Here is a 23,023-nt window from a genome sequence, read left to right on the forward strand (position 1 = left end):
ATGGAGGTGACACTGCCTCTACCTAGGCTGACCTTGCACAACAAAGCCGACCGGCCGCCCTTGGCTGGCTTATGGAGACTCGCAATGACTCGGATCGCTCGCTCTGGCGACAACAGCACTGAACGCCGTCTGCAAGCCGAACGCCTGGTCGGCGCCGCGGCCCTGCAAGAAGCCCAGGCCCTGCGCTACAAGGTGTTCAGCGCCGAATTCAAGGCCAAGCTCAAGGGCGCCGAACACGGCCTGGACATGGACGACTACGACATCCATTGCCGCCACATCGGCGTGCGCGACCTGGCCACCGGGCAGTTGGTCGCCACCACCCGCCTGCTCGACCACCAGGCCGCCAGCAGCTTGGGGCGTTTCTACAGCGAAGAAGAATTCAGCCTGCACGGGCTGCTGCAACTGCAAGGCCCGATCCTTGAGCTGGGCCGCACCTGCGTCGATCCGGGTTACCGCAATGGCGGCACCATCGCCGTGCTCTGGGGCGAGTTGGCCGAAGTGCTCAACGAAGGCCGCTACAGCTACCTGATGGGCTGCGCCAGCATCCCCATGCAGGATGGCGGCGTTCAGGCCCATGCGATCATGCAGCGCCTGCGCGAACGCTACCTGTGCAACGAACACCTGCGCGCCGAACCGAAGAAGCCGCTGCCGTCGCTGGCTTTGCCGAACAACGTCATCACCGAGATGCCGCCGCTGCTCAAGGCCTACATGCGCCTGGGGGCGAAGATCTGCGGCGAACCGTGCTGGGACGAAGACTTCCAGGTGGCCGACGTGTTCATCCTGCTCAAGCGCGACGACCTCTGCCCGCGCTACGCCCGGCACTTCAAGGCGGCGGTCTGATGCCGAGCGTGCGGGCCAGTGCCCGCCTGGTGCGCCTGATGCTGGTGCTGCTGCTGGGCGTGGCCATGGCCACGCTCATCGCCGTCGGCGAACGTCTTGGCCTGCGCGCTGGCAGCGAACGCCGCCAGCGCTGGAGCTGCCGCTTCATGAAACACCTGGTCGGCGCCCTGCCCTTCGAAGTGCGGGTGGTCGGCACCTTGCCGCAGCAACCGATGCTGTGGGTCAGCAATCACATTTCGTGGACCGACATCCCATTGCTGGGCATGCTCACGCCGCTGTCGTTCCTGTCCAAGGCCGAAGTGCGCCAGTGGCCGCTGGCCGGCTGGCTGGCGGAGAAGGCCGACACCCTGTTCATCCGTCGCGGCGGCGGCGACAGCCAGCGCCTGCGCGAGCAGATCGGCGCGCGCCTGGGCCAGGCCTGCCCACTGCTGATCTTCCCCGAGGGCACCACCACCGATGGCCGCGCCCTGCGTACCTTCCACGGGCGCCTGCTGGCGGGCGCCATCGATCACGGCACACCGGTCCAGCCGGTGGCTATTCAATACCTGCGTGAGGGCGAGCCGGACCCGATCGCGCCGTTCATCGGCGACGACGACTTGCTGTCACACCTGCTGCGGCTGTTCGGCCAGGCGCCTGGTCAGGTGCTGATCCATCTGCTGCCGCCCTTGCACAGCCAAGGCAAGGAACGCGCGGTGCTGGCATTGCAGGCTCAGCAGGCGATCCACCTGGCGCTGTATGCCGAGCATGAAAGCGAGCCGCTGCCGCAACGCCAGGCCAAGGCAGCGTGAGGCATCGCGGGCGCGGCGCGCTCAGCGTCGCGTTGCCGCGAATGCCTGCAACTGCGGGTAGAAGGCGCGGAAATCAGCCGTCAGTGGCGCGTACAACGCTTCCAGTTCAGCCATCACGCCGAGCAGCGCTTCGGGCCGCGACAGCCGTCGCCCAATGCCTCGAAACACCGCCTCCAGCGTCGCGAAATCGGCATAGGCCCCCAACCAGTCATCTGCGGCCATTAACGGCGCAATCCGCGCCAGGCGTCCTGGCAACTCGGGCTCGGCTAGCAGAACCTGGTAGAAGCGCTCGGTGAACAGCGCCAGCGGCTGCTGGGCATAATCCTGCCAATGCAGGGCCAGGCAATGGTCGAAGAAAACGTCGAGCACGATGCCGGCAAAGCGCCGCCGCTCTTTGGGAAAGCGCGCCAGCGCGGCCAGCACCAGGGGATGGCTGTCGGTATAGGTATCAATGTGTCGGTGCAGCCTGATCGCCGCTTCGAGTTCGGGAGCGAAGCGGCCTTGCAGCGAGCCTTTGACGAAATCGCCATACAGGCTGCCGAGCAGTTGCTGGGGCGCAGGGCCGCCCAAGTGGAGGTGTGCCAGATAATTCATGGCGGCAGTCTAGCACCGCCGCCGCACATATCGTTATAACGCGATATAACGATTTCGAACCAACTCAGAACGGCTCGGTCTTTGTATATCGTGAGCAGACGATCTATATTTCGCTCTATCGCGATATACCGCTACAGACCACGAGCCCAGCCATGCCCCTCGACCTCGATGACATCATCAAAGCCCTGGCCCATCCGGTCCGCCGAGACATTCTCAATTGGCTCAAGGACCCCGCCGCGCATTTCCCCGAACAGCATCACAGCACCGAGTTCGGCGTGTGCGCCGGTCAGATCGACCAGCGCTGCGGCCTGTCCCAATCGACCGTGTCGGCGCACCTGGCCACCTTGCAGCGCGCTGGCCTGATCAGCAGCCAGAAGGTCGGGCAATGGCATTTCTTCAAACGCAACGAGTCGACCATCCAGGCCTTCCTCGAACAAATGAGCCAGGAGCTTTGACCGTTACCCCACTTGTGCGGCGCCCTCGGGCGCTGCCTTCACCGTCCACCCTACCCTCGCGAGGCTTCTGACATGACCACGCTTTTCGATCCAATCACCCTGGGCGACCTGACCCTGCCCAACCGCATCATCATGGCCCCGCTGACCCGCTGCCGCGCCGACGAAGGTCGCGTGCCCAATGCGCTGATGGCCGAGTACTACGTGCAGCGTGCCAGCGCTGGGCTGATTCTCAGCGAAGCCACCTCGGTGACGCCGATGGGCGTCGGCTACCCGGACACCCCCGGCATCTGGTCCACCGAGCAGGTGCGCGGCTGGCTCAATGTGACCCAGGCGGTGCACGCTGCCGGCGGGCGAATCTTCCTGCAACTGTGGCATGTCGGGCGCATCTCCCACCCGTCCTACCTCAACGGCGAACTGCCGGTGGCGCCCAGCGCGATCAAGCCTGAAGGCCATGTGAGCCTGGTGCGTCCGCTGAGCGACTACCCCACGCCGCGCGCGCTGGACACTGAAGAAATCGCCGACATCGTCGAGGCCTACCGGGTGGGTGCAGAGAACGCCAAGGCCGCCGGCTTCGACGGCGTGGAGATCCACGGCGCCAACGGCTACCTGCTCGACCAGTTCCTGCAGAGCAGCACCAACCAGCGCACCGACCAGTACGGCGGTTCGCTGGAAAACCGTGCGAGGTTGATGCTGGAAGTCACCGATGCGGTGATCGAGGTGTGGGGCGCTGCGCGCGTCGGCATGCACCTGGCGCCACGGGCCGATGCCCATGACATGGGCGACGCCAACCGCAGCGAGACCTTCACCTACGTTGCGCGGGAGTTGGGCAAGCGCGGCATCGCCTTCATCTGCTCGCGCGAGAAGGAAGCCGACGACAGCCTCGGCCCGCAAATCAAGGCAGCGTTCGGCGGTCCTTACATCGTCAACGAGCGCTTCACCAAAGCCAGCGCCAATGCCGCCCTGGCCAGCGGCAAGGCCGATGCCGTGGCGTTCGGCGTACCCTTCATCGCCAACCCGGATCTGCCAGCACGTCTGGCGGCCGATGCTGCGCTGAACGAGCCGCACCCTGAAACCTTCTACGGCAAAGGCCCGGTGGGTTACATCGACTATCCACGCCTGTGAGCCGTCGCCACACGCCAGGGCCGCTTGACGGTCCAAGCGTGTGGCATGCCCCGTCAGGGCCGGGCGTTGATCTGCTGCTGCAGGTTCTGGATCTGGCTCTGCAAGGTGTTGAGACTGCGGGTGGTCTGGCCACGGAAGGCATCGAATTCCTGCACGGACGCCCCCGCAGCCTGCGCGGCCGGACGGTTGTCGGCCTGGCTCTTGAGCACCAGCACATCCTGGGCGAGGCTGTCGATCGCCGCGCCTTGCTTCTTCAGGTTGGCCACCTCGCCACTGAGGCTCTTGAGCTGACCATCGAGCTTGCCACCGTCCACCTGACCCGACTTGAGCGCCGCCAGCTCGCCGTTCACCGCCTTGAGCTGCTCCTGCAACTGGGCCTGCATCTCGGTGAGCGCATTCTGCTGCGCTGCGGTCTGCGCCAGCACCTGCTCCAGACGCTTGCCCATATCACCCGCCTGACCAGCGACACCTTCCTGCTGCTTGCCCTGCTCGGCCAACGCCGCCTGCAACTGGCTGATCTGTTGCTTCAGGGCTTCGCTGCCAGAGCTGTTGCTCGACTCGCTCGCCTCCACCTTGCCGCTGATCACCTGCAACCGACCCGCCGCTTCTTCGCTGATGCGGGCGAAGCTTTCCTGGGTGGCGACCAGTTGCTGCTCCATCAGCGAAATCTGCTGATAACTCCACCAGCCAAGGCCGCCGAGGGCGACGAACGAGGCCACCAGCAGCGCCCACAGCGGCCCGCTGCTGGCGGGACGTTCGGCTTTCTGGCGCACGCGGGCCACATGGGTCGGCAGCAGTTCGTCATCGTCGGGCGTACCGGCTCTGAGAACAGGAACGTCATCGAAATCATCGTGGGCATCGTTGCGCATGGGTTAGGTCGACCGAACTGATAGCAAAAAGGCGCATTATAAACCGAGCACGCGACGTCGTGATGACCGTGACCGGTTCGGCGGATCAGCGCGACCCCGGCAGGTGCTGCCACCACGTGCAGAATTCATCCAAGGCGGTCCACAGACTGACCTTGGGGCGATAGTCCAGATTATGCCGGGCGCGGCTGATATCGAGGGTGAAATCCTGGCTCATCACCTGCACCGCCGTGCGGCTCAGGGTGGGTTGCGGGCGGCCAGGCCAGAGCAGGCAGGCGGCCTCGTTGATGGCGGCCATGCTATAGGCCAGGCCGTAGGAGCGGTAGCGGGTGACCTGCGGCAGTTGCATCTGGCGCATCACGTAATTGACCACATCCCACACCGGTAAGGGCTGGCCGTTACTGATGTTATAGGCCTGGCCGAGGGCCGGCGCGTCGGCGAACAGGGCGCTGAGCAACGCCTCGTTGAGGTTGTGCACGCTGGTGAAGTCGACCTTGTTCAGGCCATTGCCGATGATCGCCAGGCGACCCTTCTGCTGCAGGCGCATCAGCCGCGGGAAGATGCTGGCGTCGCCGGCACCGGTGACCAGGCGCGGGCGCAGAGCCAGCACCTCGAGACCGAACTCCTGGGCACCGAAGACTTTCTGTTCGGCCAGGTGCTTGGTCAGCGCGTCGTGGTCGTGGAAGCGCCGCGGCACCTGGTCCTCACGCACCGCCAACCGCGAGCGGCCGGTGAAGCAGATCGACGGCGAGGACAGGTGCACCAGGCGCCGTACATGCTCTTTCAAGCAACCTTCGACCACGTTCTCGGTGAGCACCACGTTGCCGTGATGGAAGTCCTGATAACGCCCCCAGGTGCCCACGGCCCCGGCGCAATGCACCACCGCATCGACGCCCTGACACAACCGCCGAGCCACCTCGGCATCGCCCAGGTCACCCGGAATGAACTGCGCGCCGCGCTTGACCAGATGCTCGACGCCCTCGGCGCGACGGCCGTTGACCCGCACCTGCAGGCCCTGCTCCAGGGCGAAGCGCGCAAAGCGCCCGCCGATGAAGCCGCTTGCGCCGGTGACCAGAATTCGCATGTAAGACTCCGCCTTGCCAGATTACAGATGCAGTTGACGCTGCCCGTGCCTACAAGGGCACCAGCCACGCCGGCGCCGCCTGGCGCAGGTGTTCGGTCAAGTCGCCGAGCAGTTGCCCGCCATTGCGCCAATGATGCCAGTACAACGGCACGTCGATGGGGGTATCGCTGCAGATTTCCACCAACTGGCCGCTGGCCAACGGCTCGCGCGCTTGCAACTCAGGCACCAGTCCCCAGCCAAGTCCGGCTTCGGTCAGACGCAGAAAACCCTCGGAGGATGGACACAGGTGATGGATGAAGCCGTCGCCCAGGCCCAGGGACGCGAGGTAACGGTGTTGCAGGAAGTCGTCGGGGCCGTAGACCACGGCGGGCGCGCGGGCCAGGCGCGCGACCTCGAGGCCGCGAGGAAAGTACCGGGCCATGAAGGCCGGACTGGCCAGCGCGCGGTAACGCATCGCCCCCAGGGCCAGACTGCGTGCGCCGGCCACTGGCCGTTCGCTGCCACACAGGCACGCCGCCACTTCGCCGGCGCGCATGCGCCGCAGGCCGACATCCTGGTCCTCCACCACCAGGTCCAGCAGCACCTGCTGGCCGGCGCAGAAATCGCCCACTGCACCTGCCCACCAGGTGGCCAGGCTGTCGGCATTCAACGCAATACGCAGGCGCTCAGGGATGCCCTGCTCGTCCAGTGCCGGCACCTGACGCTGCAGGTCGCGCTCGAGCAGGCGCACCTGCTGGACATGGTTGAGCAATTGCCGCCCGACCTCGGTCGGGCTTGGCGGCGTGGCGCGCACCAGCACCGGCTGGCCGACCCGCGCCTCGAGCAGTTTGATGCGTTGCGACACCGCCGATTGCGACAGGCCCAGCACCTGTGCGGCCCGCTCGAACCCACCCTGCTCGATGACGGCCGCCAGTGCGGCGAGCAATTTGTAGTCGAACATCGATTTCACTAATGCCTGATCAGCTTTATTTGTTTTTCTTATACCTCTGCGCTCCGCACAATGGCCAGCCTCTTCTCAGGCAACCGCGTCGCACCGTGCAGTGGCGCTCTTGGAGTCTATGGCCATGTGGCAAAGTTATATGAACGGCATGTTGGTGGCTTTCGGCCTGATCATGGCCATCGGTACGCAGAACGCGTTCGTCCTGGCCCAGAGTCTGCGCCGCGAACACCACGTGCCCGTGGCGCTGCTGTGTGTGGCCTGCGACGCACTGCTGGTGGCCGCGGGTGTGTTCGGGCTGGCCACCGTGCTGGCCCACAACCCGATGTTGCTGGCGGCGGCGCGTTGGGGCGGCGCGCTGTTCCTGATCGGGTACGGCGCCAAAGCGCTGCAGCGCGCCTGCTCGAAACAGAGCCTGGCGCAGCAGGAGGGCCAGGGCCTGCGCTCACGGCGCGCGGTACTGCTCAGCGCCCTGGCGGTGACCCTGCTCAACCCCCACGTGTACCTCGACACCGTGCTGCTGATCGGCTCGCTGGGCGCCCAGCAGAGCGTCCCCGGCGCCTATGTGGCAGGGGCTGCGAGCGCTTCGCTGGTGTGGTTCTTCACCCTCGCGCTGGGCGCCGCCTGGCTCGCGCCCTGGCTGGCGCGCCCGACGACCTGGCGATTGTTGGACCTGATGGTCGCGGTGATGATGTTCGCGGTAGCAGCGCAGTTGATTCTCGGCTGATCGCCACGCGGCCTCCTGTCGCCGCCGCCACCCTCGCGCCGGAACCCTTAATCCCTATAGTTGTTGCGTGGTTATGCGCGGGGGCCGGTGCTATGATCGAACGCTTACGTCGCAAAGAGTAAAGACTCGCCGACGTACCAAGGGCCGCCCGTGATCGGCCCTGCGCAAACCGCGAACTAGACCTGAATCAGGAGATCCACCATGGCTTTTGAATTGCCGCCGCTGCCCTACGCCCACGATGCCCTGCAGCCGCACATCTCCAAGGAAACCCTGGAGTATCACCACGACAAGCACCACAACACCTACGTCGTGAACCTGAACAACCTGGTCCCAGGTACCGAATTCGAAGGCAAGTCGCTGGAAGACATCGTCAAGACGTCGTCGGGCGGCATCTTCAACAACGCCGCGCAGGTCTGGAACCACACCTTCTACTGGAACTGCCTGGCGCCCAACGCCGGCGGCCAGCCGACTGGCGCCCTGGCCGATGCCATCAACGCTGCCTTCGGTTCCTTCGACAAGTTCAAGGAAGAGTTCACCAAGACGTCGGTCGGCACCTTCGGCTCCGGCTGGGGCTGGCTGGTGAAGAAGGCTGACGGCTCCCTGGCCCTGGCCAGCACCATCGGTGCCGGCAACCCGCTGACCAGCGGCGACACCCCGCTGCTGACCTGCGACGTCTGGGAACACGCCTACTACATCGACTACCGCAACCTGCGTCCGAAGTACGTCGAGGCGTTCTGGAACCTGGTCAACTGGGCCTTCGTGGCCGAGCAGTTCGAAGGCAAGACCTTCAAGGCCTGATCACCTCCAGCTCCACGAAAACCCGGCATTTGCCGGGTTTTTCGTTTTCGGGTGTGCGCCCTTGCAGCCGTACTGCACGGAGGGAGGCATTATCCGCCCCTCACGCTCTTGCCCCGCGCCCATAGCGCGCTAACATCAACCATCTGGAAAGTTGACGCAGGACATTCAAGTCCCTGGGTCGCTTAACCGATACAATCATCAGGGTGCATCCAGCGACGGGCTCCTCGCCTGCCGCGGCAATCGGTCGATAGTGTATTGCCAGGGTTGATGGCAAAATAATGGCATGCGCATGGATTAAGGAACCCCCTTTGAAGCTGGAATTTCGGAACAGCTTGTCCGTCAAGTTGCTCAGGGTCGTGCTGCTGGCGGCGCTCGCGGTGGGCGTGGTGCTCAGTTGCGCGCAGATCGTCTATGACACCTACAAGACCCGCCAGGCCGTCAACAACGACGCCCAGCGCATCCTCGACATGTTCCGCGACCCGTCCACCCAGGCGGTCTACAGTCTTGACCGAGAGATGGGCATGCAGGTCATGGAAGGACTGTTCCAGGACCAGTCGGTGCGCATGGCCTCCATCGGCCACCCCAACGAGACCATGCTCGCGCAGAAATCCCGCCCGTTGCAGGACATGCCACTGCGCTGGCTGACCGACCTGATCCTCGGTCAGGAACGCACCTACACCACGCAACTGGTCGGCCGTGGCCCCTACAGCGAGTACTACGGCGACCTCAGCATCACCCTCGACACCGCCAGTTATGGCGAGGGCTTCCTGGTCAATGCGGTGATCATTTTCATCTCAGGCGTGCTGCGCGCCCTGGCCATGGGCCTGGTGCTTTATCTGGTCTACCACTGGCTGTTGACCAAACCGCTGTCGAGGATCATCGAGCACCTCACCCAGATCAATCCGGATCGACCCAGTCAGCACCAGATTCCCCAGCTCAAGGGCCATGAACGCAACGAACTGGGGCTGTGGGTCGACACGGCCAACCAACTGCTGGCCTCCATCGAGCGCAACACCCACCTGCGCCACGAAGCCGAGACCAGCCTGCAGCGCATGGCTCAGTACGACTTCCTCACCGGCCTGGCCAATCGTCAGCAACTGCAGCAGCAGTTGGACAAGATCCTGGCCGATGCCGGACGTCTGCAGCACCGTGTGGCGGTGCTGTGCGTGGGACTGGACGACTTCAAAGGCATCAACGAGCAATTCAGCTACCAAGTGGGCGACCAATTGCTGCTGGCCCTGGCCGACCGCCTGCGTGCCCACAGCGGTCGGCTCGGTGCCCTGGCGCGCCTGGGCGGCGACCAGTTCGCCCTGGTCCAGGCCAATATCGAACAGCCCTACGAAGCGGCGGAACTGGCGCAGAGCATTCTCGACGACCTGGACACCCCGTTTGCCCTCGACCACCAGGAAATCCGCCTGCGCGCCACCATCGGCATCACCCTGTTCCCCGAAGATGGCGACAGCACCGAAAAGCTGCTGCAAAAAGCCGAGCAGACCATGACCTTGGCCAAGGCCCGCTCGCGCAACCGCTACCAGTTCTATATCGCCAGCGTCGACAGCGAAATGCGCCGCCGCCGCGAGTTGGAAAAGGACCTGCGCGAGGCGCTGCCGCGTAACCAGCTGTACCTGGTGTACCAGCCGCAGATCAGCTACCGCGACAACCGCGTGGTGGGCGTCGAGGCGCTACTGCGCTGGCAGCATCCAGAGCTGGGCATGGTGCCGCCGGACCAATTCATTCCCCTGGCCGAGCAGAACGGCAACATCATCAGCATCGGCGAATGGGTGCTCGACCAGGCCTGCCGTCAACTGCGCGAATGGCACGACCTGGGCTTCAGTGACCTGCGCATGGCCGTCAACCTGTCCACCGTGCAATTGCACCACGCCGAGCTGCCACGGGTGGTCAACAACCTGTTGCAGGCCTATCGCTTGCCGCCGCGCAGCCTGGAATTGGAGGTCACCGAAACCGGCCTGATGGAAGACATCAGCACCGCCGCCCAGCACCTGCTCAGTCTGCGCCGCTCCGGCGCGCTGATCGCCATCGACGACTTCGGCACCGGTTATTCCTCGCTCAGTTACCTGAAGTCGCTGCCGCTGGACAAGATCAAGATCGACAAGAGTTTCGTCCAGGATTTGCTCGACGACGATGACGACGCCACCATCGTTCGCGCCATCATCCAACTGGGCAAGAGCCTGGGCATGCAGGTCATCGCCGAAGGCGTGGAAACCGCCGAGCAGGAAACCTACATCATCGCCCAAGGCTGTCACGAAGGTCAGGGCTACCACTACAGCAAGCCGCTGCCGGCGCGTGAACTCACGGCCTTCCTCAAGCAGGCCCAGCGCAACCAGGTGTCGGTGCTCTGATCGGCAGCGACCTCGAAGGTCGCGGCAACGCCATTTTCGCGAAAAGCGCGACTGACGCTTTACATCAAATGCAAATCTTTCGCATCATGTGCCGGTTCAGCGTGCCATCACGCACCGGCCGCACCACATGGTCCAACCACACGACGCAGGGATACTCACAATGATTCGAATGCCTCTGGCCTCCGCCAGTCTGCTGGCCATCGCCATCGCTCTCGCCGGTTGCGGCGAAGGCAAGGACGACAAGGCTGCCGCCCCGCAAGCCCAGGCACCGGCTGCCAGCACCGCTGCCAGCGCGCCGGCAGCGGTCGACGAGGCAGCGGCCAAGGCCGTGGTCAAGCAGTATGCCGACATGGTCCACGCGGTCTACAGCGACTCGCTGAGCACCGCCAAGCACCTGCAAACCGCCATCGACGCATTCCTCGCCCAACCCAGCGACGACACCCTCAAGGCCGCCAAGCAGGCCTGGGTCGATTCACGCGTTCCGTACCTGCAAAGCGAGGCCTTCCGCTTCGGCAACACCATCATCGACGACTGGGAAGGTCAGGTGAACGCCTGGCCACTGGACGAAGGCTTGATCGACTACGTCGACAAGAGCTACGAGCACGCCCTGGGCAACCCGGCAGCCAACGCCAACATCATCGCCAACCCGGAAATCCAGGTGGGCGAAGACAAGATCGACGTCAAGGACATCACCCCCGAGAAGCTCGCCAGTCTGAACGAGCTCGGCGGTTCGGAGGCCAACGTCGCCACCGGTTACCACGCCATCGAATTCCTGCTCTGGGGCCAGGACCTCAATGGCACCGGCCCTGGCGCCGGCAACCGTCCAGCGTCGGACTACCTGGAAGGCCCAGGCGCCACCGGTGGTCACAACGACCGTCGCCGCGCCTACCTCAAGGCGGTGACCGATCTGCTGGTCAGCGACCTGCAGGAGATGGTCGACAACTGGGCACCGAACGTCGCCGACAACTACCGCGCCTCGCTGGAAGCCGAGCCGGTCAAGGACGGCCTGCGCAAGATGCTGTTCGGCATGGGCAGCCTGTCGCTGGGCGAACTGGCGGGCGAGCGCATGAAAGTCTCGCTGGAAGCCAACTCGCCTGAAGACGAGCACGACTGCTTCAGCGACAACACCCACTGGTCGCACTTCTACGACGCCAAGGGCATCCGCAACGTCTATCTGGGCGAGTACACCCGTCCCGACGGCTCCAAGGTCAGCGGCCCGAGCCTGTCGTCGCTGGTGGCCAAGATCGACCCGGCCACCGACGCCACGCTCAAGGCCGACTTGCAGGACACCGAGGCGAAGATCCAGGTGATCGTCGACCACGCGCTCAAGGGCGAGCACTACGACCAACTGATCGCTGCCGACAATGCCGCCGGCAATCAGATCGTGCGCGACGCCATCGCCGCCCTGGTCAAGCAGACCGGCGCCATCGAGCAGGCCGCCGGCAAGCTGGGCATCGACAACCTGAATCCGGATACCGCAGACCACGAGTTCTGATTCGGGCAAGGTGACTGAAAGGGGCGGCCTTCGGGTCGCCCTTTTTCATGGAGCAGGCGTGGCGGGCGATCCTGGTCCTGTGCACTGGCCGCAGGCTTTTCACCCGGTAGTTGCAAATTGCTCTTATTCAAACATCCCCGTTTTGCTAAGCTTGCCGCCGGTTTTTCGCTCATGCTCAGGATTGTCGATGTCCTCGCCGCTGTCCCGACTGCCCCTCTTGCTGCTGGCTAGCGTCCTGGCCGCCTGTGACGACGCCCCGCGTTTCACCCAGGCCGAGCCCGGCGAAGCCCTGTCCGGCGGCCAGGCGACGGTGCTGCGCAGCGACCGCAATGCCTATTCCATGCCATCGGCCAATCTCACGCCCGAGCGGCGCCTGGATTTCAGCGTCGGCAACAGCTTCTTCCGCAATCCCTGGGTCATCGCACCGTCCACCACCACCGCACGCGACGGCCTGGGCCCGCTGTTCAACACCAACGCCTGCCAGAACTGCCATGTGCGCGACGGTCGCGGGCACCCGCCCGAGGCCGATTCGAACAATGCCGTGTCGATGCTGGTGCGCGTGTCGATTCCTGACCAACCCGCCTACGTCAAGGAAATCCAGCGCCTGGGCGTGGTGCCCGAGCCGGTCTACGGCACTCAATTGCAGGACATGGCCATTCCCGGCGTGCGCCCCGAGGCCAAGGTGCGGGTGGACTACAGCGTCGAGCCGGTCACTTTCGAGGATGGCTATCAGGTCGAATTACGCCGCCCGCGCCTGCAGATCACCCAGCTCGGGTACGGCCCGATGCACCCCGACACCCGTTTCTCCGCGCGCATCGCGCCGCCGATGATCGGCCTCGGCCTGCTCGAAGCCATTCCCGAAGCCGCGATCCTGGCCAACGAAGACCCGCAGGACCGCAACGGCGACGGCATTCGTGGCCGCGCCAACCGGGTCTGGGACGACGCCCAGGGCAAGACCGTGGTCGGCCGCTTCGGCTGGAAGGCCGGGCAACCGAACGTCAACCAGCAGAACGTGCACGCCTTGGCCGGCGACATGGGCCTGACCAGCACCCTCAAGCCCGAGGACGACTGCACAGCAGCGCAGGTCGAGTGCCTGGCCGCGCCCAACGGTGACGGCCAGAACGGCGAGAAGGAAGTCAGCGACAATATCCTGCGGCTGCTCACCTTCTACACCCGCAACCTCGCCGTGCCCGCGCGGCGCAAGGTCGACGCACCCCAGGTCCTGGCCGGCAAGACCTTGTTCTTCCAAGCGGGCTGCCAAGGCTGCCACACCCCGCAATTCACCACCGGCAGCGACAGCGAGCCGGAGTTGGCCAATCAGCTGATTCGCCCCTACAGCGACCTGCTGCTGCACGACATGGGGCCGGGCCTGGCCGACAACCGCAGCGAGTTCGCTGCCGGTGGTCAGGACTGGCGCACCCCGCCGCTGTGGGGCATCGGCCTGAGCGAAACCGTCAGCGGCCACACCCAGTTCCTGCATGACGGCCGCGCGCGCAACCTGCTCGAAGCTGTGCTCTGGCACGGTGGCGAAGCCGAGGCCGCACGCCGTCACGTACTGACCTTCGATGCCGAGCAGCGCGCCGCGCTGCTGGCGTTCCTGAACTCACTGTAATCGCGCAAGGAGCCGGGCATGTTCCGACCCAAACTGTTGTTCACCAGCCTCGCCGCCATCGCCCTGGGCGCCTGCTCGCCGCAGGATCCGCAAGCCGTCACCTCGGCCGCCATCGCCCAGCAGGTCATCCTGCCCACCTACAGCCGCTGGGTCGAAGCCGACCGTCAGCTGGCCGCCAGCGCGCTGGCCTACTGCGAAGGCAAAGAGAGCCTGGACAGCGCCCGCGCCGACTTCCTCAACGCGCAGAAAGCCTGGGCTGAACTGCAGCCGCTGCTGGTCGGACCGCTGGCCGAAGGCAACCGCGCCTGGCAGGTGCAATTCTGGCCAGACAAGAAGAACCTGGTCGGTCGCCAGGTCGAGCAACTGGTGGCTGGCGACACGCCGGTCGATGCCCAGGCGCTGAGCAAAGCCAGCGTGGTGGTGCGTGGCCTGTCGGCCTACGAGTACATTCTCTTCGACAGCAAGCCGGACATCGCCAGCGCCGAGCAGAAGGCGCGCTACTGCCCGCTGCTGGTGGCCATCGCCGAGCACCAGAAAGCCCTGGCCGAGGAGATCCTCAAGAGCTGGAACAGCACCGACGGCATGCTCTCGCAGATGACCAAGTTCCCCAACCAGCGCTACGCCGATTCCCACGAGGCCATCGCCGATTTGCTGCGGGCCCAGGTCACCGCACTGGACACGCTGAAGAAGAAACTCGGTGCCCCCATGGGTCGCCAGAGCAAAGGTATCGTCCAGCCACTGCAAGCCGAGGCCTGGCGCAGCCATTCCTCGCTCAAGAGCTTGGAAGCGTCGCTCAAGGCGGCTGAAACGGTCTGGACCGGCGTCGACAACAAGGGCCTGCGCGGACTGTTGGGCAAGGACCAGAGCGCGCTGTCACAAAAGATCGACGATGCCTACGCCACTTCCGCCAAGCTGCTGGCCGACAATCAAAAGACCTTGGGCGAACTGCTCGCCGACGATACCGGCAAGCAAACCCTCAACCAGATCTACGACAGCCTCAACGTTGTCCACCGCCTGCACGAAGGCGAATTGGCCAAGGCGTTGAACATTCAGCTGGGCTTCAATGCCAACGACGGTGACTGATCATGCTGCGACGCCAGGCCCTCAAACTCGGTAGCGTACTGCTCAGCGCCCTGACGCTCGGCGGCTGGACGCTGATGCGCAACAAGGGCAGCGAGCCGCTGTTGTTGTCGGCGCGCGACGATGCCGAGGGCGGCCACTATGCCGTGGCCTATCGCCTCGACGGCACTCAAGTGTTCGCCACCCAAGTGGCCCAGCGTTGCCATGCCATCATCCATCACCCCGAACAGCCGATCGCGCTGTTCGTGGCCCGCCGTCCCGGCACCGAGAGCTACCTGATCGACCTGCGCGACGGACGCCTGCTGCAAACCCTCGCCTCGCAGCCGAACCGGCATTTCTATGGCCACGCGGTCATCCACAAGGACGGCCAATGGCTGTACACCACCGAGAATGACACCCGCGATCCTGGACGTGGCGTGCTGGGGGTGTACCGGTTCGAGGGCGAGCGTCTGGTGTACACGGGTGAACTGTCCACCCACGGTATTGGCCCTCACGAGGTGGCCTGGATGCCCGACGGCGAAACCCTGGTGGTGGCCAACGGCGGCATTCGCACCGAGGCCGAAAGCCGGGTGGAAATGAACCTCGATGCCATGGAACCGAGCCTGGTGCTGATGCAACGCGACGGCACGCTGCTGAGCCAGGAAACCCTGACCCAGCAGATGAACAGCGTGCGCCATTTGGCGGTGGGCACCGACGGCACCATCCTGGCCTGCCAGCAGTTCATGGGCGGTGCCGAGGAGACCGCCGAGCTACTGGCGATCAAGCGCCCCGGTCAGCCGTTCCAAGCGTTTCCGGTAGCGGATCGGCAGTTGCAGTCGATGGCCCAGTACACCGCCAGCGTCGCGGTGCACAGCGACCTTCGCCTGGTAGCGCTGACCGCGCCGCGGGCCAATCGACTGTTCATCTGGGACATGGACAGCGGCGCGGTGAAACTCGATGCGCCGATGCCTGACTGTGCCGGCGTTGGCGCTGTCGCAGACGGTTTTGTGGTGACCTCCGGGCAAGGGCGTTGCCGGTTCTACGACTGCCGACAGCGCGAGCTGGTGGGTCAGCCGCTGAATCTGCCTTCAGGATTGTGGGATAACCACCTGCATCTGGTGGGATGATCCAGGCCTGCCCGGGCCACGTTGCTGAGACAGCATGTTTTTCGGCAAAAACGCAAAGGGCCGCGAAGCGGCCCTGAAGTGCTGGAAAATCCAGGCGTCAGCCAAACGGCCTCAAGCCTTGGCGCATGCCGAACAGAAACAGCAATAGATCATTATCCGGTTTCGCCTGCCCCTGCTCCGCCTTGGCCACACGCGGCAACGCGCACTGGCCGGCAGCATCGCTCTTGCTGAACACCGTGGGCCGCGCTTCGCCCCAAGAGGCAGCAGCGACGGTGGTCACACCCAACGCCCCTACCAGGAACAAAGCTCGAGCTATTTCTAGTTTCATTACCCTAACCCTTTGACAGCGCTGCCAAACGCACTCTGATAAAAGTAGAGCAGAGTTTCAAATTCTGCCGAGTTCAGCGACGAATGGCGCCGAAGCTGGCGCAAGTCATTGTAGGCAGCACGCTGGCAACTGATGCGTCGACGGCATTTTTCCAGATCCAGCAACGCCACTTCAGCGCGCATCTGATCATCCTCGCCGATCACCTTTACAAAAACATGCTTGCCGTACAGGCAGCCGTGTTGCCAATGCCCCAGGTGCATGCGCGCCAGATTAGCCGCCAGTTCTTCGAGCATGCGCTCGTGCAGCACCTGCGGGTAACGCTCACGGGCGCCCTCGGCATGCCACGTATCCAGGTCGACGAACCCGTCCAGCGCCTCGCTGACCAACAGCGCACGCCATTGCTGGTCGGCGTCGCGCTCGGCACCGGCGAACACGATGCGCGGAACACGTACCCCCAGTTGTTCGAAACTGGTGAGCGCATCCAGCTCGCGCAACACCGTCGGACGGCCGAACGGGTGCAACAGGCTGCGATAGATATGCCCTACCTGACGCTTGGCGTAGAGCAGGTGACCGCTGCCATCGTCCAGACGCTGGACGCCGCTTTCGCCACCGCGGCGCTGGTTAGGCGCTTCGACCCACTCGCCCTGCTGCTGCCAGTAATAGTCGAACCGCGACGTCTGATCCCGAACTGTTGCCATGAAACCGTTACCCCTTGCGTAATACGTAAACTCGCCACATGGCATAGAACGGGAGGAAGTCCAGTCGTTCCTGAATCCTGAAGCCTGCCGAAACAAATTCCTGCTCAACCGTAGCAGCAGGTAACACAAAGCGATTCTGGTAACTGTCCTGCTCCACCTTGGCGCGGCGGCGTGCCTCGAGCTTCTGCCGGCGCCAAGCTTTGAAGTTGCCATCCACCCACAGCGAAAGTATCACGCTGTCGCGACTAACCCTCTGAAATTCAGAAAGAATCTGCTTGCGGTGAGCAGGATCGCCGATGTGGTGCAGCAGACGCATACAAAAGATGCTGTCAACCGCGTTGTCAGGCAAATCGATGGCAAAGGCGGAAGTCTGCAAAGGTCGTACCCGCGCCACTACCTCTGGCGATTGCGCGGCACAGGCTGTCTCGATCATCGCCGCCGAGTTGTCGGCGCCAATGATCACGCGGTTGGGCTTTTCCGCCAGCAACGGCCAGAAGCGGCCGGCACCGCACGGCAAATCGAGCACCAGACCCGGTTCACCGGCCAGCGTCAGGGCGCGCCGGGCGAGTTGCTCGTCGCGCGCGTGGGACAGCCGCCGGGCCAGGCCTTCCTGGTGCTTGAGCAAGTACTCCCGCGCGTGTTGCTGGTCGTACTTTTCGGAAAACGCGAGTTTGATAGGGCTACGCATGGACGGTCTCCTGAATCGACGCCGGCCACCTTAGGCGGGCAAGCGTCGGCATCAGGTCATGACCGTGTGAAAAATCTGTCACACCAAGGAGATAGGTCTTACGAGATATGTAGAAGAGGGTATGAGATCAGCGGGGCTTGAACAGCCCCGCGCTGCTACTGGGCCGGCTCTTGCTCTTGGAGCACCGGGCTGCCCTGGCTGAGGTCGACCTGAAAGCGACAGCCGTGGGGCGAGGTCGCGGTGAGGGTCACCCGCCAGCCCTGGTCATCGCAGATCCGCTGCACCAGCGAAAGGCCCAGGCCGAGCCCTTCGCCACGCCGCTCGTCGCCGCGTACGAAGGGCTTGAACATGGCCTCGCGCTGTTCCTCCGGAATGCCCACACCGCTGTCCTCGACGCTAAAGCCATTGGCTTCCAGGCTCAGGCGGATATAGCCGCTGTCGGTGTAGTGCGCCGCATTGCGCAGCAGGTTGCCCATCACCGATTGCAGGAAGGTGGCGTTGTACAGGGTCGCACTGGCGCTGACCCGACCGTCGTAGTACAGCGTCAGGCCTTTCTGCTCGATGGTGTCGCGCCAGACACCGATCAGGTCGTCGCCCACCTCGCGCAGGCTCGCCCGCGAGGCCACCGCCCCTTCGTCGCGCTGGGCACGCGCCAACATCAGGAAGGTCTTGACCAGCTCGCGCATTTCCTCGGTGGCCCGCGCGATGCGCTCCACCTGGCTGCGTGACCGGCTGTCCAACCCTGGATTTTCCATTAGCAGCTCGCACGAGGTGGCCAGCACCATCAGCGGGGTGCGCAACTCATGGCTGACGTCGCTGGTGAACAGGCGCTCGCGGGTCAACGCATCGCGCAGCCGACCCAAGGTGTCGTCGAAGGCCACGGCCAATTGGCCGACTTCATCGGCCGCGTAGTCCGGTGCCAGCGGCGGTGCCAGGCCGAGCAGTTGATCGCGATGACGCACCTGGCGAGCCAGGCGGATCACCGGCGCCATCACCCGGCGCGCCAGCAGCCAGCCGAGGAAGGCCGCCAGCGCCAGGCTGAGCACGAAGCCCACGGTCACCACGGCGAACAGCACCCGTTCGCGCTCCTCGAAGTCACTCTGATCCTGCAGCAGGACGTAGTGGCGGCCGTCCACCACCTCGACCATGGCGTGGTAGGACAGTTGGTCGCGGAATACCTCATGGAAGCCGGCTTCCAGATGGCGCAGGTCCTTGGGCAACTCGAAATCGTCGCGCCCGCCGTCGAAGTAGAACAACTGGTCCGGACGCGGGCGATGGCTCCAGTCGCTGACACTGTCCATGCGCAGCAGGCGCTGCAGATCGCCACCGAGCACCGAGGAAATCAGCCGCTCTTCGACCAGGTGGACGGTGGCGACGATGCCGAAGGCGAACGCCCCGGCCACTAGCGCGCTCATCAACGCGAAGGCGATGATGATGCGCTGGGCAAGGCTTTGCTTAAACTCCATCGCGACCCTCGGCGAGGCGATAGCCGACGCCATGGACGGTATGCAGCAGGGGCTTTTCGAACGGTTTGTCGATCACTTGGCGCAACTGGTGCACATGGCTGCGCAGGCTGTCGCTGTCGGGGCAGTCATCGCCCCACAGGGCCTCTTCGAGCACCTCGCGGCGCAGCACGTGCGGGCTTTTCTGCATGAGCACCGCCAGCAGCTTCAGGCCCACCGGGTTGAGTTTGAGCAGCTTGCCCTGCCGGGTTACCTCAAGGGTGTCCAGATCGTAGCTCAGGTCGGCCACTTGCAAGGTGCGCCGCCCGCCGCCCTGGGCGCGACGCAGCACCGCTTCGATGCGCGCCGACAGTTCGGACAGGGCGAACGGTTTGAGCAGGTAATCGTCGGCCCCGGAACGGAAGCCCTGCAGGCGGTCGTCCAACTGGTCGCGGGCGGTGAGCATGATTACCGGGGTGTCGCGGCGGGCGTCTTCGCGCAGGCGCTTGCACAGGGTATAGCCATCGATGCCCGGCAGCATGATGTCGAGCACGATCAGGTCGTAGTGTTCGGTGGCGGCCAGGTGCAGGCCCGACAGGCCGTCCTGGGCGCAGTCGACGGTGTAGCCTTTCATGCCCAGGTAGTCGGCCAGGTTGGCGAGGATATCGCGGTTGTCTTCAACCAGTAGAATGCGCATCGGGGTCTCCTGTGCGGCGCTTCGCTGTGCGCGGCAGGCGCAGCTTACGGCCAATGGCCAGGCATCGCCAGCCTTGACGAACATTCAAGGCAACTGACGTTTTTTTCACGCAAGCTTCACGCACCCAGCATAGCGACAGCCCGAGAATGCCCGATCTTTTGTCTCGAGCCCGTGCCTCAGGAGCCGCCATGCACCCCACCCGTCCCCGTCCGATCAATCTCTGGCTGTACCTGGGTGTTCCGCTGGCGGTCGCGGTGGCGCTGCTGTTGCTCGAACTCACCTCCCTGGACATGGACCTGGCCAAGCTGATGTTCGATCCCTCAGCCGGTCAATTCATCGGGCGGCGCAGCTACTTCCTGGAGACCGTGCTGCACGACTGGGTCAAGCAGGCAGTGATCGGCGTAGGACTGCTCTCGGTCGGTGCGTTGATCCTCAGCTTCCTCTGGTCGGGCCTTTCCAGTTGGCGCCGCGAGTTGGGTTGCCTGGTGCTGGCGCTGGCCATCTCCACCGGCATGGTCACCCCGCTCAAGCAATTGACGGGCGTGCAATGCCCATGGAGCCTCACCGAATTCGGCGGCAAGGAAACCTATAGCAAGCTGCTCGAAACCCGTCCGGCCACCGACAAGCCAGGCCTGTGCTGGCCGGGCGGGCATGCCACCACCGGTTTCAGCCTGTTCGCCCTGTTCTTCGTGCTGCGCGACCGCAAGCCACGCCTGGCCCGCGCTGCATTCGGCCTGGCCGCAGGCCTGGGCATCGTGCTGTCACTGGGCAGGATGATGCAGGGCGCGCATTTCCTCTCGCACAACGTCTGGACGGCGGTGTTCTGCTGGCTGATCGGCCTGGGCTGCTACTACCTGCTGCTGTATCGCCGTGGATCGACGCAAGCCGCGCTGGCCGAACGCCGGTTGGCGTGAGGCCGGGCCGACTCACTCAGGGCAGGGGCTCGCGCGCCCTGACCCGTACCTGCTGCGCCGGCACCCGGGCATGCCATTGCACCACGCCGAGCGCCTCCACCTGGAACTGGCTGCGCACCACCTGCCCCGCTTCCTCGAAGGACAACTGCAACAGGAAATGCCCGCTGTTGAGCAGCAACCCTTCGCTGAGCCGGGTGAAGGTCTCGTCGTCCACCGCCCCCAGCGCCTGACGCAGCGCCGAAGCATCGACATACCCAGAAGGCGGACGATTGCTGACGATCCGGCTCAGCAGCGCGCGTGAAAAGCGGCCTTCGTAGAGTGCTTCGAGCAACGGCAGGTGTTGCAGGTCGAGGGCGTTGGCATTCAGCCGCCAAGCGCTGGTCAGCGGCAGCGCGCAGAGCATCGGGTAGCGCGCCTGGCGCAGCGCATCGGGCTCGAGCAGCAGGTTGAGCTCACTGGTGTCGAGCATGGGCTGGTTGGCGGCCAGGCGCGGCGGGCGCTGACGCAGGTACTGCGCACTCTCGGCGCCTTGCAGGCGACTGTCGCTGTCGGGGTCCAGCCAGTCGGCCAAGGCATCGACCAGCCGCTCGGCCGCCAGGTCATCACCGAGCAGACGCCGCAGTTGCCGCTCGGCGCGCTCGGCATCCTCGCCGAGCAGCGCGTTGACATTGAAGCAACTGTGCTGGTCGCGCACCTGCAAGCGCGCCGTGCCTGCACCGAAATCATAGCTCAGCGCCTGACCGCGCAGGGCCTGCCAGAACAGCGGACTGGCACGCCAGGCTGGATCGCGCAAGGCCTGGCTGGCATAGGCCAGGCCCGCCTGTTCCATGGCGCGGATCTGCACGCGCTGGCGCAGCAAGCGAGTTTCGTCCACCTGGCGCCGTCCCTCCTCCACCAGCCAGGCCAGACCCGCCGCCAGCATGCCCAATGCCAGCATCACCATCAGCAGGGCCACGCCCCGTTGTCGTTCGGCACTGTTCACAGGGCGCCTCGTCGTTCATCGAAGCCGACAGTCAACAGGGCGGGTGTTGCAGAGAGATGGCAGCCGTCACCTGAGCGTCATCTGAGCCAGGCAGGATTGGCGCTCTTTTCGCGACCTGAAGGAGTTTTCGCACATGGGTGGTATTGGCATCTGGCAACTGGTGATCGTGCTGTTGATCGTCTTCCTGCTGTTCGGCACCAAGCGCCTAAAAGGCCTGGGCAGCGATGTCGGCGAGGCCATCCAGGGCTTTCGCAAGTCGATGGGCGGCGAGAGCGACAGCAAAGCTGCAGCCGACACCCAGGTTCAGGCGCAACAGTCGACGGAACGCCAGGGCTGATGTTCGAGGTCGGCTTCAGCGAGCTGCTGCTGGTGGGCATCGTTGCGCTGCTGGTACTCGGACCCGAGCGATTGCCGGTGGCGCTGCGTAGCATCGGTCGCGGTCTAGGCCAGGCGCGCCGGGCAATGAACCAGTTGCGCGCCCAGGTCGAGCGGGAGATCGACCTGCCGACACTGGACAGCGCGCCGCTGCGCGCGCTCGAACAGGAGATCCGTGAAGGCGTGCGCCTGACCGAGGCCCCGGCCAAGGAGCCCACGCCATGAGCCTGGTACTGCCCGAACACAGGGCCCTGCCGCTGACCGAGCACCTGCGCGATCTGCGCCGGCGCCTGCTGCGCATGCTATTGGCCCTGGCGCTGGTGTTCGCCGCCCTGTTCCCCTTCGCCCAGACGCTCTACACCCTGGTCTCCGAACCCCTGCGGCGCTACCTGCCCGAAGGCGCGAGCATGATCGCCACCAGCGTCACCTCGCCCTTTCTCACGCCGTTCAAACTGACCGCGATGTGCGCCGTGTTCATCAGCATGCCGCTGCTGCTGCATCAGGTCTGGGGCTTCATCGCCCCGGGTCTGTACCGGCGGGAAAGACGCATTGCCGTGCCGCTACTGGTGTCGAGCATCCTGCTGTTCTACGGCGGCATGGCGTTCGCGTTCTTTCTGGTGTTTCCACTGATGTTCGCGTTCTTCGCCAGCGTGACACCGGACGGGGTGGCGATGATGACCGACATCGGCCAGTACCTGGACTTCATCCTGGCGCTGTTTCTGGCGTTCGGCCTGGCATTCGAAATCCCGGTGGCTACCTTCATCGTGGTCTGGGTGGGGCTGACCGATGTCGCCAGCCTGCGCCGCAGTCGCCCTTACGTGATCGTCGGGTGCTTCGTGGCCGGGATGATCCTGACGCCGCCCGATGTGTTTTCCCAGACCCTGCTGGCCGTACCGATGTGGCTGCTGTTCGAGGCGGGCCTGCTGGCCTGCGCAAGCGTCGGCGTGACCAGACGCAGCCGGGCCTAAGGGTTCGACTGACCCGCAGAAAACGACAAGCCCCGGCAGAAGACTGACGGGGCTTGTCGATTGCAGC

General features: G+C 64.7%; 25 protein-coding genes. 15 read left to right on the top strand and 10 right to left on the bottom strand.

Going from position 1 to position 23,023, the window contains the following annotated elements:
* Positions 1-84: 84 nt before the first annotated feature.
* On the top strand, positions 85-840 hold the full coding sequence (olsB, locus tag Q6A47_RS07265; RefSeq protein ID WP_039579723.1) for an L-ornithine N(alpha)-acyltransferase: 756 nt from the start codon (positions 85-87) through the stop codon (positions 838-840).
* The gene (locus tag Q6A47_RS07270; protein ID WP_304483733.1) at positions 840-1,628 is read left to right on the top strand and encodes a lysophospholipid acyltransferase family protein; all 789 of its coding nucleotides are present in this window, start codon (positions 840-842) and stop codon (positions 1,626-1,628) included. The genes olsB and Q6A47_RS07270 overlap by 1 nt, the downstream gene beginning before the upstream one ends.
* Positions 1,629-1,649: 21 nt before the next feature.
* On the opposite strand, the gene Q6A47_RS07275 is transcribed toward Q6A47_RS07270, so the two are convergent.
* Complete coding sequence (locus tag Q6A47_RS07275; protein ID WP_037028058.1) at positions 1,650-2,222, bottom strand: acyl carrier protein phosphodiesterase; 573 nt, start codon at positions 2,220-2,222, stop codon at positions 1,650-1,652.
* 152 nt (positions 2,223-2,374) lie between these two features.
* Here Q6A47_RS07275 and Q6A47_RS07280 point away from each other — a divergent pair, with 152 nt between their 5' ends.
* Together Q6A47_RS07280 and Q6A47_RS07285 are read left to right on the top strand one after the other, a co-directional pair.
* On the top strand, positions 2,375-2,677 hold the full coding sequence (locus Q6A47_RS07280; RefSeq protein WP_029613789.1) for an ArsR/SmtB family transcription factor: 303 nt from the start codon (positions 2,375-2,377) through the stop codon (positions 2,675-2,677).
* Positions 2,678-2,749: 72 nt separating this feature from the next.
* Positions 2,750-3,799, top strand: a complete 1,050-nt coding sequence (locus tag Q6A47_RS07285; RefSeq protein ID WP_029613790.1) for an alkene reductase — start codon at positions 2,750-2,752, stop codon at positions 3,797-3,799.
* Between the two features lie 53 nt (positions 3,800-3,852).
* Here the strand turns inward: Q6A47_RS07285 and Q6A47_RS07290 are convergent, their stop codons facing one another.
* The 3 genes from Q6A47_RS07290 to Q6A47_RS07300 all read right to left on the bottom strand — a co-directional run bounded on the left by Q6A47_RS07290 (position 3,853) and on the right by Q6A47_RS07300 (position 6,689).
* Positions 3,853-4,668, bottom strand: coding sequence for an ATPase (locus Q6A47_RS07290; RefSeq protein ID WP_304483735.1), 816 nt, complete (start codon positions 4,666-4,668; stop codon positions 3,853-3,855).
* An 85-nt stretch (positions 4,669-4,753) separates the two neighbouring features.
* Positions 4,754-5,749 (bottom strand): NAD-dependent epimerase/dehydratase family protein, encoded by a 996-nt coding sequence (locus Q6A47_RS07295; protein WP_304483737.1) that lies wholly within the window; start codon positions 5,747-5,749, stop codon positions 4,754-4,756.
* Between the two features lie 49 nt (positions 5,750-5,798).
* On the bottom strand, positions 5,799-6,689 hold the full coding sequence (locus tag Q6A47_RS07300; RefSeq protein ID WP_304483739.1) for a LysR family transcriptional regulator ArgP: 891 nt from the start codon (positions 6,687-6,689) through the stop codon (positions 5,799-5,801).
* Positions 6,690-6,813: 124 nt separating this feature from the next.
* Here Q6A47_RS07300 and Q6A47_RS07305 point away from each other — a divergent pair, with 124 nt between their 5' ends.
* The 7 genes from Q6A47_RS07305 to Q6A47_RS07335 all read left to right on the top strand — a co-directional run bounded on the left by Q6A47_RS07305 (position 6,814) and on the right by Q6A47_RS07335 (position 15,864).
* Positions 6,814-7,413: a LysE/ArgO family amino acid transporter gene (locus Q6A47_RS07305; RefSeq protein ID WP_039579738.1), complete on the top strand. Its 600-nt coding sequence runs from the start codon at positions 6,814-6,816 to the stop codon at positions 7,411-7,413.
* Between the two features lie 201 nt (positions 7,414-7,614).
* A complete protein-coding gene (locus Q6A47_RS07310; RefSeq protein WP_029613794.1) occupies positions 7,615-8,211 on the top strand; it encodes a superoxide dismutase in 597 nt (198 codons plus the stop codon).
* A 308-nt stretch (positions 8,212-8,519) separates the two neighbouring features.
* A complete protein-coding gene (locus tag Q6A47_RS07315) occupies positions 8,520-10,571 on the top strand; it encodes a putative bifunctional diguanylate cyclase/phosphodiesterase (RefSeq protein WP_304483743.1) in 2,052 nt (683 codons plus the stop codon).
* A 160-nt stretch (positions 10,572-10,731) separates the two neighbouring features.
* Complete coding sequence (locus Q6A47_RS07320) at positions 10,732-12,066, top strand: imelysin family protein (RefSeq protein ID WP_304483744.1); 1,335 nt, start codon at positions 10,732-10,734, stop codon at positions 12,064-12,066.
* 187 nt (positions 12,067-12,253) lie between these two features.
* Positions 12,254-13,678 (top strand): di-heme oxidoreductase family protein, encoded by a 1,425-nt coding sequence (locus Q6A47_RS07325; RefSeq protein ID WP_304483746.1) that lies wholly within the window; start codon positions 12,254-12,256, stop codon positions 13,676-13,678.
* 18 nt (positions 13,679-13,696) lie between these two features.
* Positions 13,697-14,761 (top strand): imelysin family protein, encoded by a 1,065-nt coding sequence (locus Q6A47_RS07330; protein WP_304483747.1) that lies wholly within the window; start codon positions 13,697-13,699, stop codon positions 14,759-14,761.
* Positions 14,762-14,763: 2 nt separating this feature from the next.
* The gene (locus tag Q6A47_RS07335; protein WP_295485547.1) at positions 14,764-15,864 is read left to right on the top strand and encodes a DUF1513 domain-containing protein; all 1,101 of its coding nucleotides are present in this window, start codon (positions 14,764-14,766) and stop codon (positions 15,862-15,864) included.
* Between the two features lie 97 nt (positions 15,865-15,961).
* Here the strand turns inward: Q6A47_RS07335 and Q6A47_RS07340 are convergent, their stop codons facing one another.
* The 5 genes from Q6A47_RS07340 to colR form a co-directional block, all read right to left on the bottom strand.
* On the bottom strand, positions 15,962-16,192 hold the full coding sequence (locus Q6A47_RS07340; protein ID WP_029613799.1) for a hypothetical protein: 231 nt from the start codon (positions 16,190-16,192) through the stop codon (positions 15,962-15,964).
* On the bottom strand, positions 16,192-16,890 hold the full coding sequence (locus Q6A47_RS07345; RefSeq protein WP_295485542.1) for a lipopolysaccharide kinase InaA family protein: 699 nt from the start codon (positions 16,888-16,890) through the stop codon (positions 16,192-16,194). The genes Q6A47_RS07340 and Q6A47_RS07345 overlap by 1 nt, the downstream gene beginning before the upstream one ends.
* 7 nt (positions 16,891-16,897) lie before the next feature.
* Entirely contained in the window at positions 16,898-17,578 is a 681-nt protein-coding gene (locus Q6A47_RS07350; RefSeq protein ID WP_295485540.1) for a class I SAM-dependent methyltransferase, read from the bottom strand.
* A gap of 155 nt (positions 17,579-17,733) precedes the next feature.
* On the bottom strand, positions 17,734-19,044 hold the full coding sequence (locus Q6A47_RS07355; protein WP_029613801.1) for a sensor histidine kinase: 1,311 nt from the start codon (positions 19,042-19,044) through the stop codon (positions 17,734-17,736).
* Positions 19,034-19,717: a two-component system response regulator ColR gene (gene colR, locus Q6A47_RS07360; RefSeq protein ID WP_039579755.1), complete on the bottom strand. Its 684-nt coding sequence runs from the start codon at positions 19,715-19,717 to the stop codon at positions 19,034-19,036. Before colR ends, Q6A47_RS07355 begins: the two co-directional genes overlap by 11 nt.
* 188 nt (positions 19,718-19,905) lie before the next feature.
* On the opposite strand from colR, the gene Q6A47_RS07365 reads away from it, so the two are divergent.
* A complete protein-coding gene (locus Q6A47_RS07365; protein WP_039579757.1) occupies positions 19,906-20,631 on the top strand; it encodes a phosphatase PAP2 family protein in 726 nt (241 codons plus the stop codon).
* 16 nt (positions 20,632-20,647) lie between these two features.
* On the opposite strand, the gene gspK is transcribed toward Q6A47_RS07365, so the two are convergent.
* Entirely contained in the window at positions 20,648-21,613 is a 966-nt protein-coding gene (gene gspK, locus Q6A47_RS07370; RefSeq protein ID WP_304483751.1) for a type II secretion system minor pseudopilin GspK, read from the bottom strand.
* 133 nt (positions 21,614-21,746) lie between these two features.
* On the opposite strand from gspK, the gene tatA reads away from it, so the two are divergent.
* Genes tatA through tatC form a run of 3 tightly spaced genes read left to right on the top strand, consistent with a single transcriptional unit; the run spans position 21,747 to position 22,956 of the window.
* Positions 21,747-21,950 carry a twin-arginine translocase TatA/TatE family subunit gene (tatA, locus tag Q6A47_RS07375; protein WP_029613804.1) on the top strand — a complete coding sequence of 68 codons (204 nt, stop codon included), beginning with the start codon at positions 21,747-21,749 and terminating at the stop codon, positions 21,948-21,950.
* Positions 21,950-22,213: a Sec-independent protein translocase protein TatB gene (tatB, locus tag Q6A47_RS07380; RefSeq protein WP_304483753.1), complete on the top strand. Its 264-nt coding sequence runs from the start codon at positions 21,950-21,952 to the stop codon at positions 22,211-22,213. Before tatA ends, tatB begins: the two co-directional genes overlap by 1 nt.
* Positions 22,210-22,956, top strand: coding sequence for a twin-arginine translocase subunit TatC (gene tatC / locus Q6A47_RS07385; RefSeq protein WP_304483755.1), 747 nt, complete (start codon positions 22,210-22,212; stop codon positions 22,954-22,956). Before tatB ends, tatC begins: the two co-directional genes overlap by 4 nt.
* Positions 22,957-23,023: the final 67 nt, after the last annotated feature.

The sequence above is a fragment of the Pseudomonas boreofloridensis genome (assembly GCF_030580795.1).
Taxonomy (GTDB): domain Bacteria; phylum Pseudomonadota; class Gammaproteobacteria; order Pseudomonadales; family Pseudomonadaceae; genus Aquipseudomonas; species Aquipseudomonas boreofloridensis.

What these genes read in the sequence shown, in the direction of transcription:
- olsB (WP_039579723.1), top strand. Translation starts at nt 85, where the DNA reads ATGACTCGGATCGCTCGCTCTGGCGACAACAGCACTGAACGCCGTCTG.
- Q6A47_RS07270 (WP_304483733.1), top strand. Translation starts at nt 840, where the DNA reads ATGCCGAGCGTGCGGGCCAGTGCCCGCCTGGTGCGCCTGATGCTGGTG.
- Q6A47_RS07275 (WP_037028058.1), bottom strand. Translation starts at nt 2,222, where the DNA reads ATGAATTATCTGGCACACCTCCACTTGGGCGGCCCTGCGCCCCAGCAA.
- Q6A47_RS07280 (WP_029613789.1), top strand. Translation starts at nt 2,375, where the DNA reads ATGCCCCTCGACCTCGATGACATCATCAAAGCCCTGGCCCATCCGGTC.
- Q6A47_RS07285 (WP_029613790.1), top strand. Translation starts at nt 2,750, where the DNA reads ATGACCACGCTTTTCGATCCAATCACCCTGGGCGACCTGACCCTGCCC.
- Q6A47_RS07290 (WP_304483735.1), bottom strand. Translation starts at nt 4,668, where the DNA reads ATGCGCAACGATGCCCACGATGATTTCGATGACGTTCCTGTTCTCAGA.
- Q6A47_RS07295 (WP_304483737.1), bottom strand. Translation starts at nt 5,749, where the DNA reads ATGCGAATTCTGGTCACCGGCGCAAGCGGCTTCATCGGCGGGCGCTTT.
- Q6A47_RS07300 (WP_304483739.1), bottom strand. Translation starts at nt 6,689, where the DNA reads ATGTTCGACTACAAATTGCTCGCCGCACTGGCGGCCGTCATCGAGCAG.
- Q6A47_RS07305 (WP_039579738.1), top strand. Translation starts at nt 6,814, where the DNA reads ATGTGGCAAAGTTATATGAACGGCATGTTGGTGGCTTTCGGCCTGATC.
- Q6A47_RS07310 (WP_029613794.1), top strand. Translation starts at nt 7,615, where the DNA reads ATGGCTTTTGAATTGCCGCCGCTGCCCTACGCCCACGATGCCCTGCAG.
- Q6A47_RS07320 (WP_304483744.1), top strand. Translation starts at nt 10,732, where the DNA reads ATGATTCGAATGCCTCTGGCCTCCGCCAGTCTGCTGGCCATCGCCATC.
- Q6A47_RS07325 (WP_304483746.1), top strand. Translation starts at nt 12,254, where the DNA reads ATGTCCTCGCCGCTGTCCCGACTGCCCCTCTTGCTGCTGGCTAGCGTC.
- Q6A47_RS07330 (WP_304483747.1), top strand. Translation starts at nt 13,697, where the DNA reads ATGTTCCGACCCAAACTGTTGTTCACCAGCCTCGCCGCCATCGCCCTG.
- Q6A47_RS07335 (WP_295485547.1), top strand. Translation starts at nt 14,764, where the DNA reads ATGCTGCGACGCCAGGCCCTCAAACTCGGTAGCGTACTGCTCAGCGCC.
- Q6A47_RS07340 (WP_029613799.1), bottom strand. Translation starts at nt 16,192, where the DNA reads ATGAAACTAGAAATAGCTCGAGCTTTGTTCCTGGTAGGGGCGTTGGGT.
- Q6A47_RS07345 (WP_295485542.1), bottom strand. Translation starts at nt 16,890, where the DNA reads ATGGCAACAGTTCGGGATCAGACGTCGCGGTTCGACTATTACTGGCAG.
- Q6A47_RS07350 (WP_295485540.1), bottom strand. Translation starts at nt 17,578, where the DNA reads ATGCGTAGCCCTATCAAACTCGCGTTTTCCGAAAAGTACGACCAGCAA.
- Q6A47_RS07355 (WP_029613801.1), bottom strand. Translation starts at nt 19,044, where the DNA reads ATGGAGTTTAAGCAAAGCCTTGCCCAGCGCATCATCATCGCCTTCGCG.
- colR (WP_039579755.1), bottom strand. Translation starts at nt 19,717, where the DNA reads ATGCGCATTCTACTGGTTGAAGACAACCGCGATATCCTCGCCAACCTG.
- Q6A47_RS07365 (WP_039579757.1), top strand. Translation starts at nt 19,906, where the DNA reads ATGCACCCCACCCGTCCCCGTCCGATCAATCTCTGGCTGTACCTGGGT.
- tatA (WP_029613804.1), top strand. Translation starts at nt 21,747, where the DNA reads ATGGGTGGTATTGGCATCTGGCAACTGGTGATCGTGCTGTTGATCGTC.
- tatB (WP_304483753.1), top strand. Translation starts at nt 21,950, where the DNA reads ATGTTCGAGGTCGGCTTCAGCGAGCTGCTGCTGGTGGGCATCGTTGCG.
- tatC (WP_304483755.1), top strand. Translation starts at nt 22,210, where the DNA reads ATGAGCCTGGTACTGCCCGAACACAGGGCCCTGCCGCTGACCGAGCAC.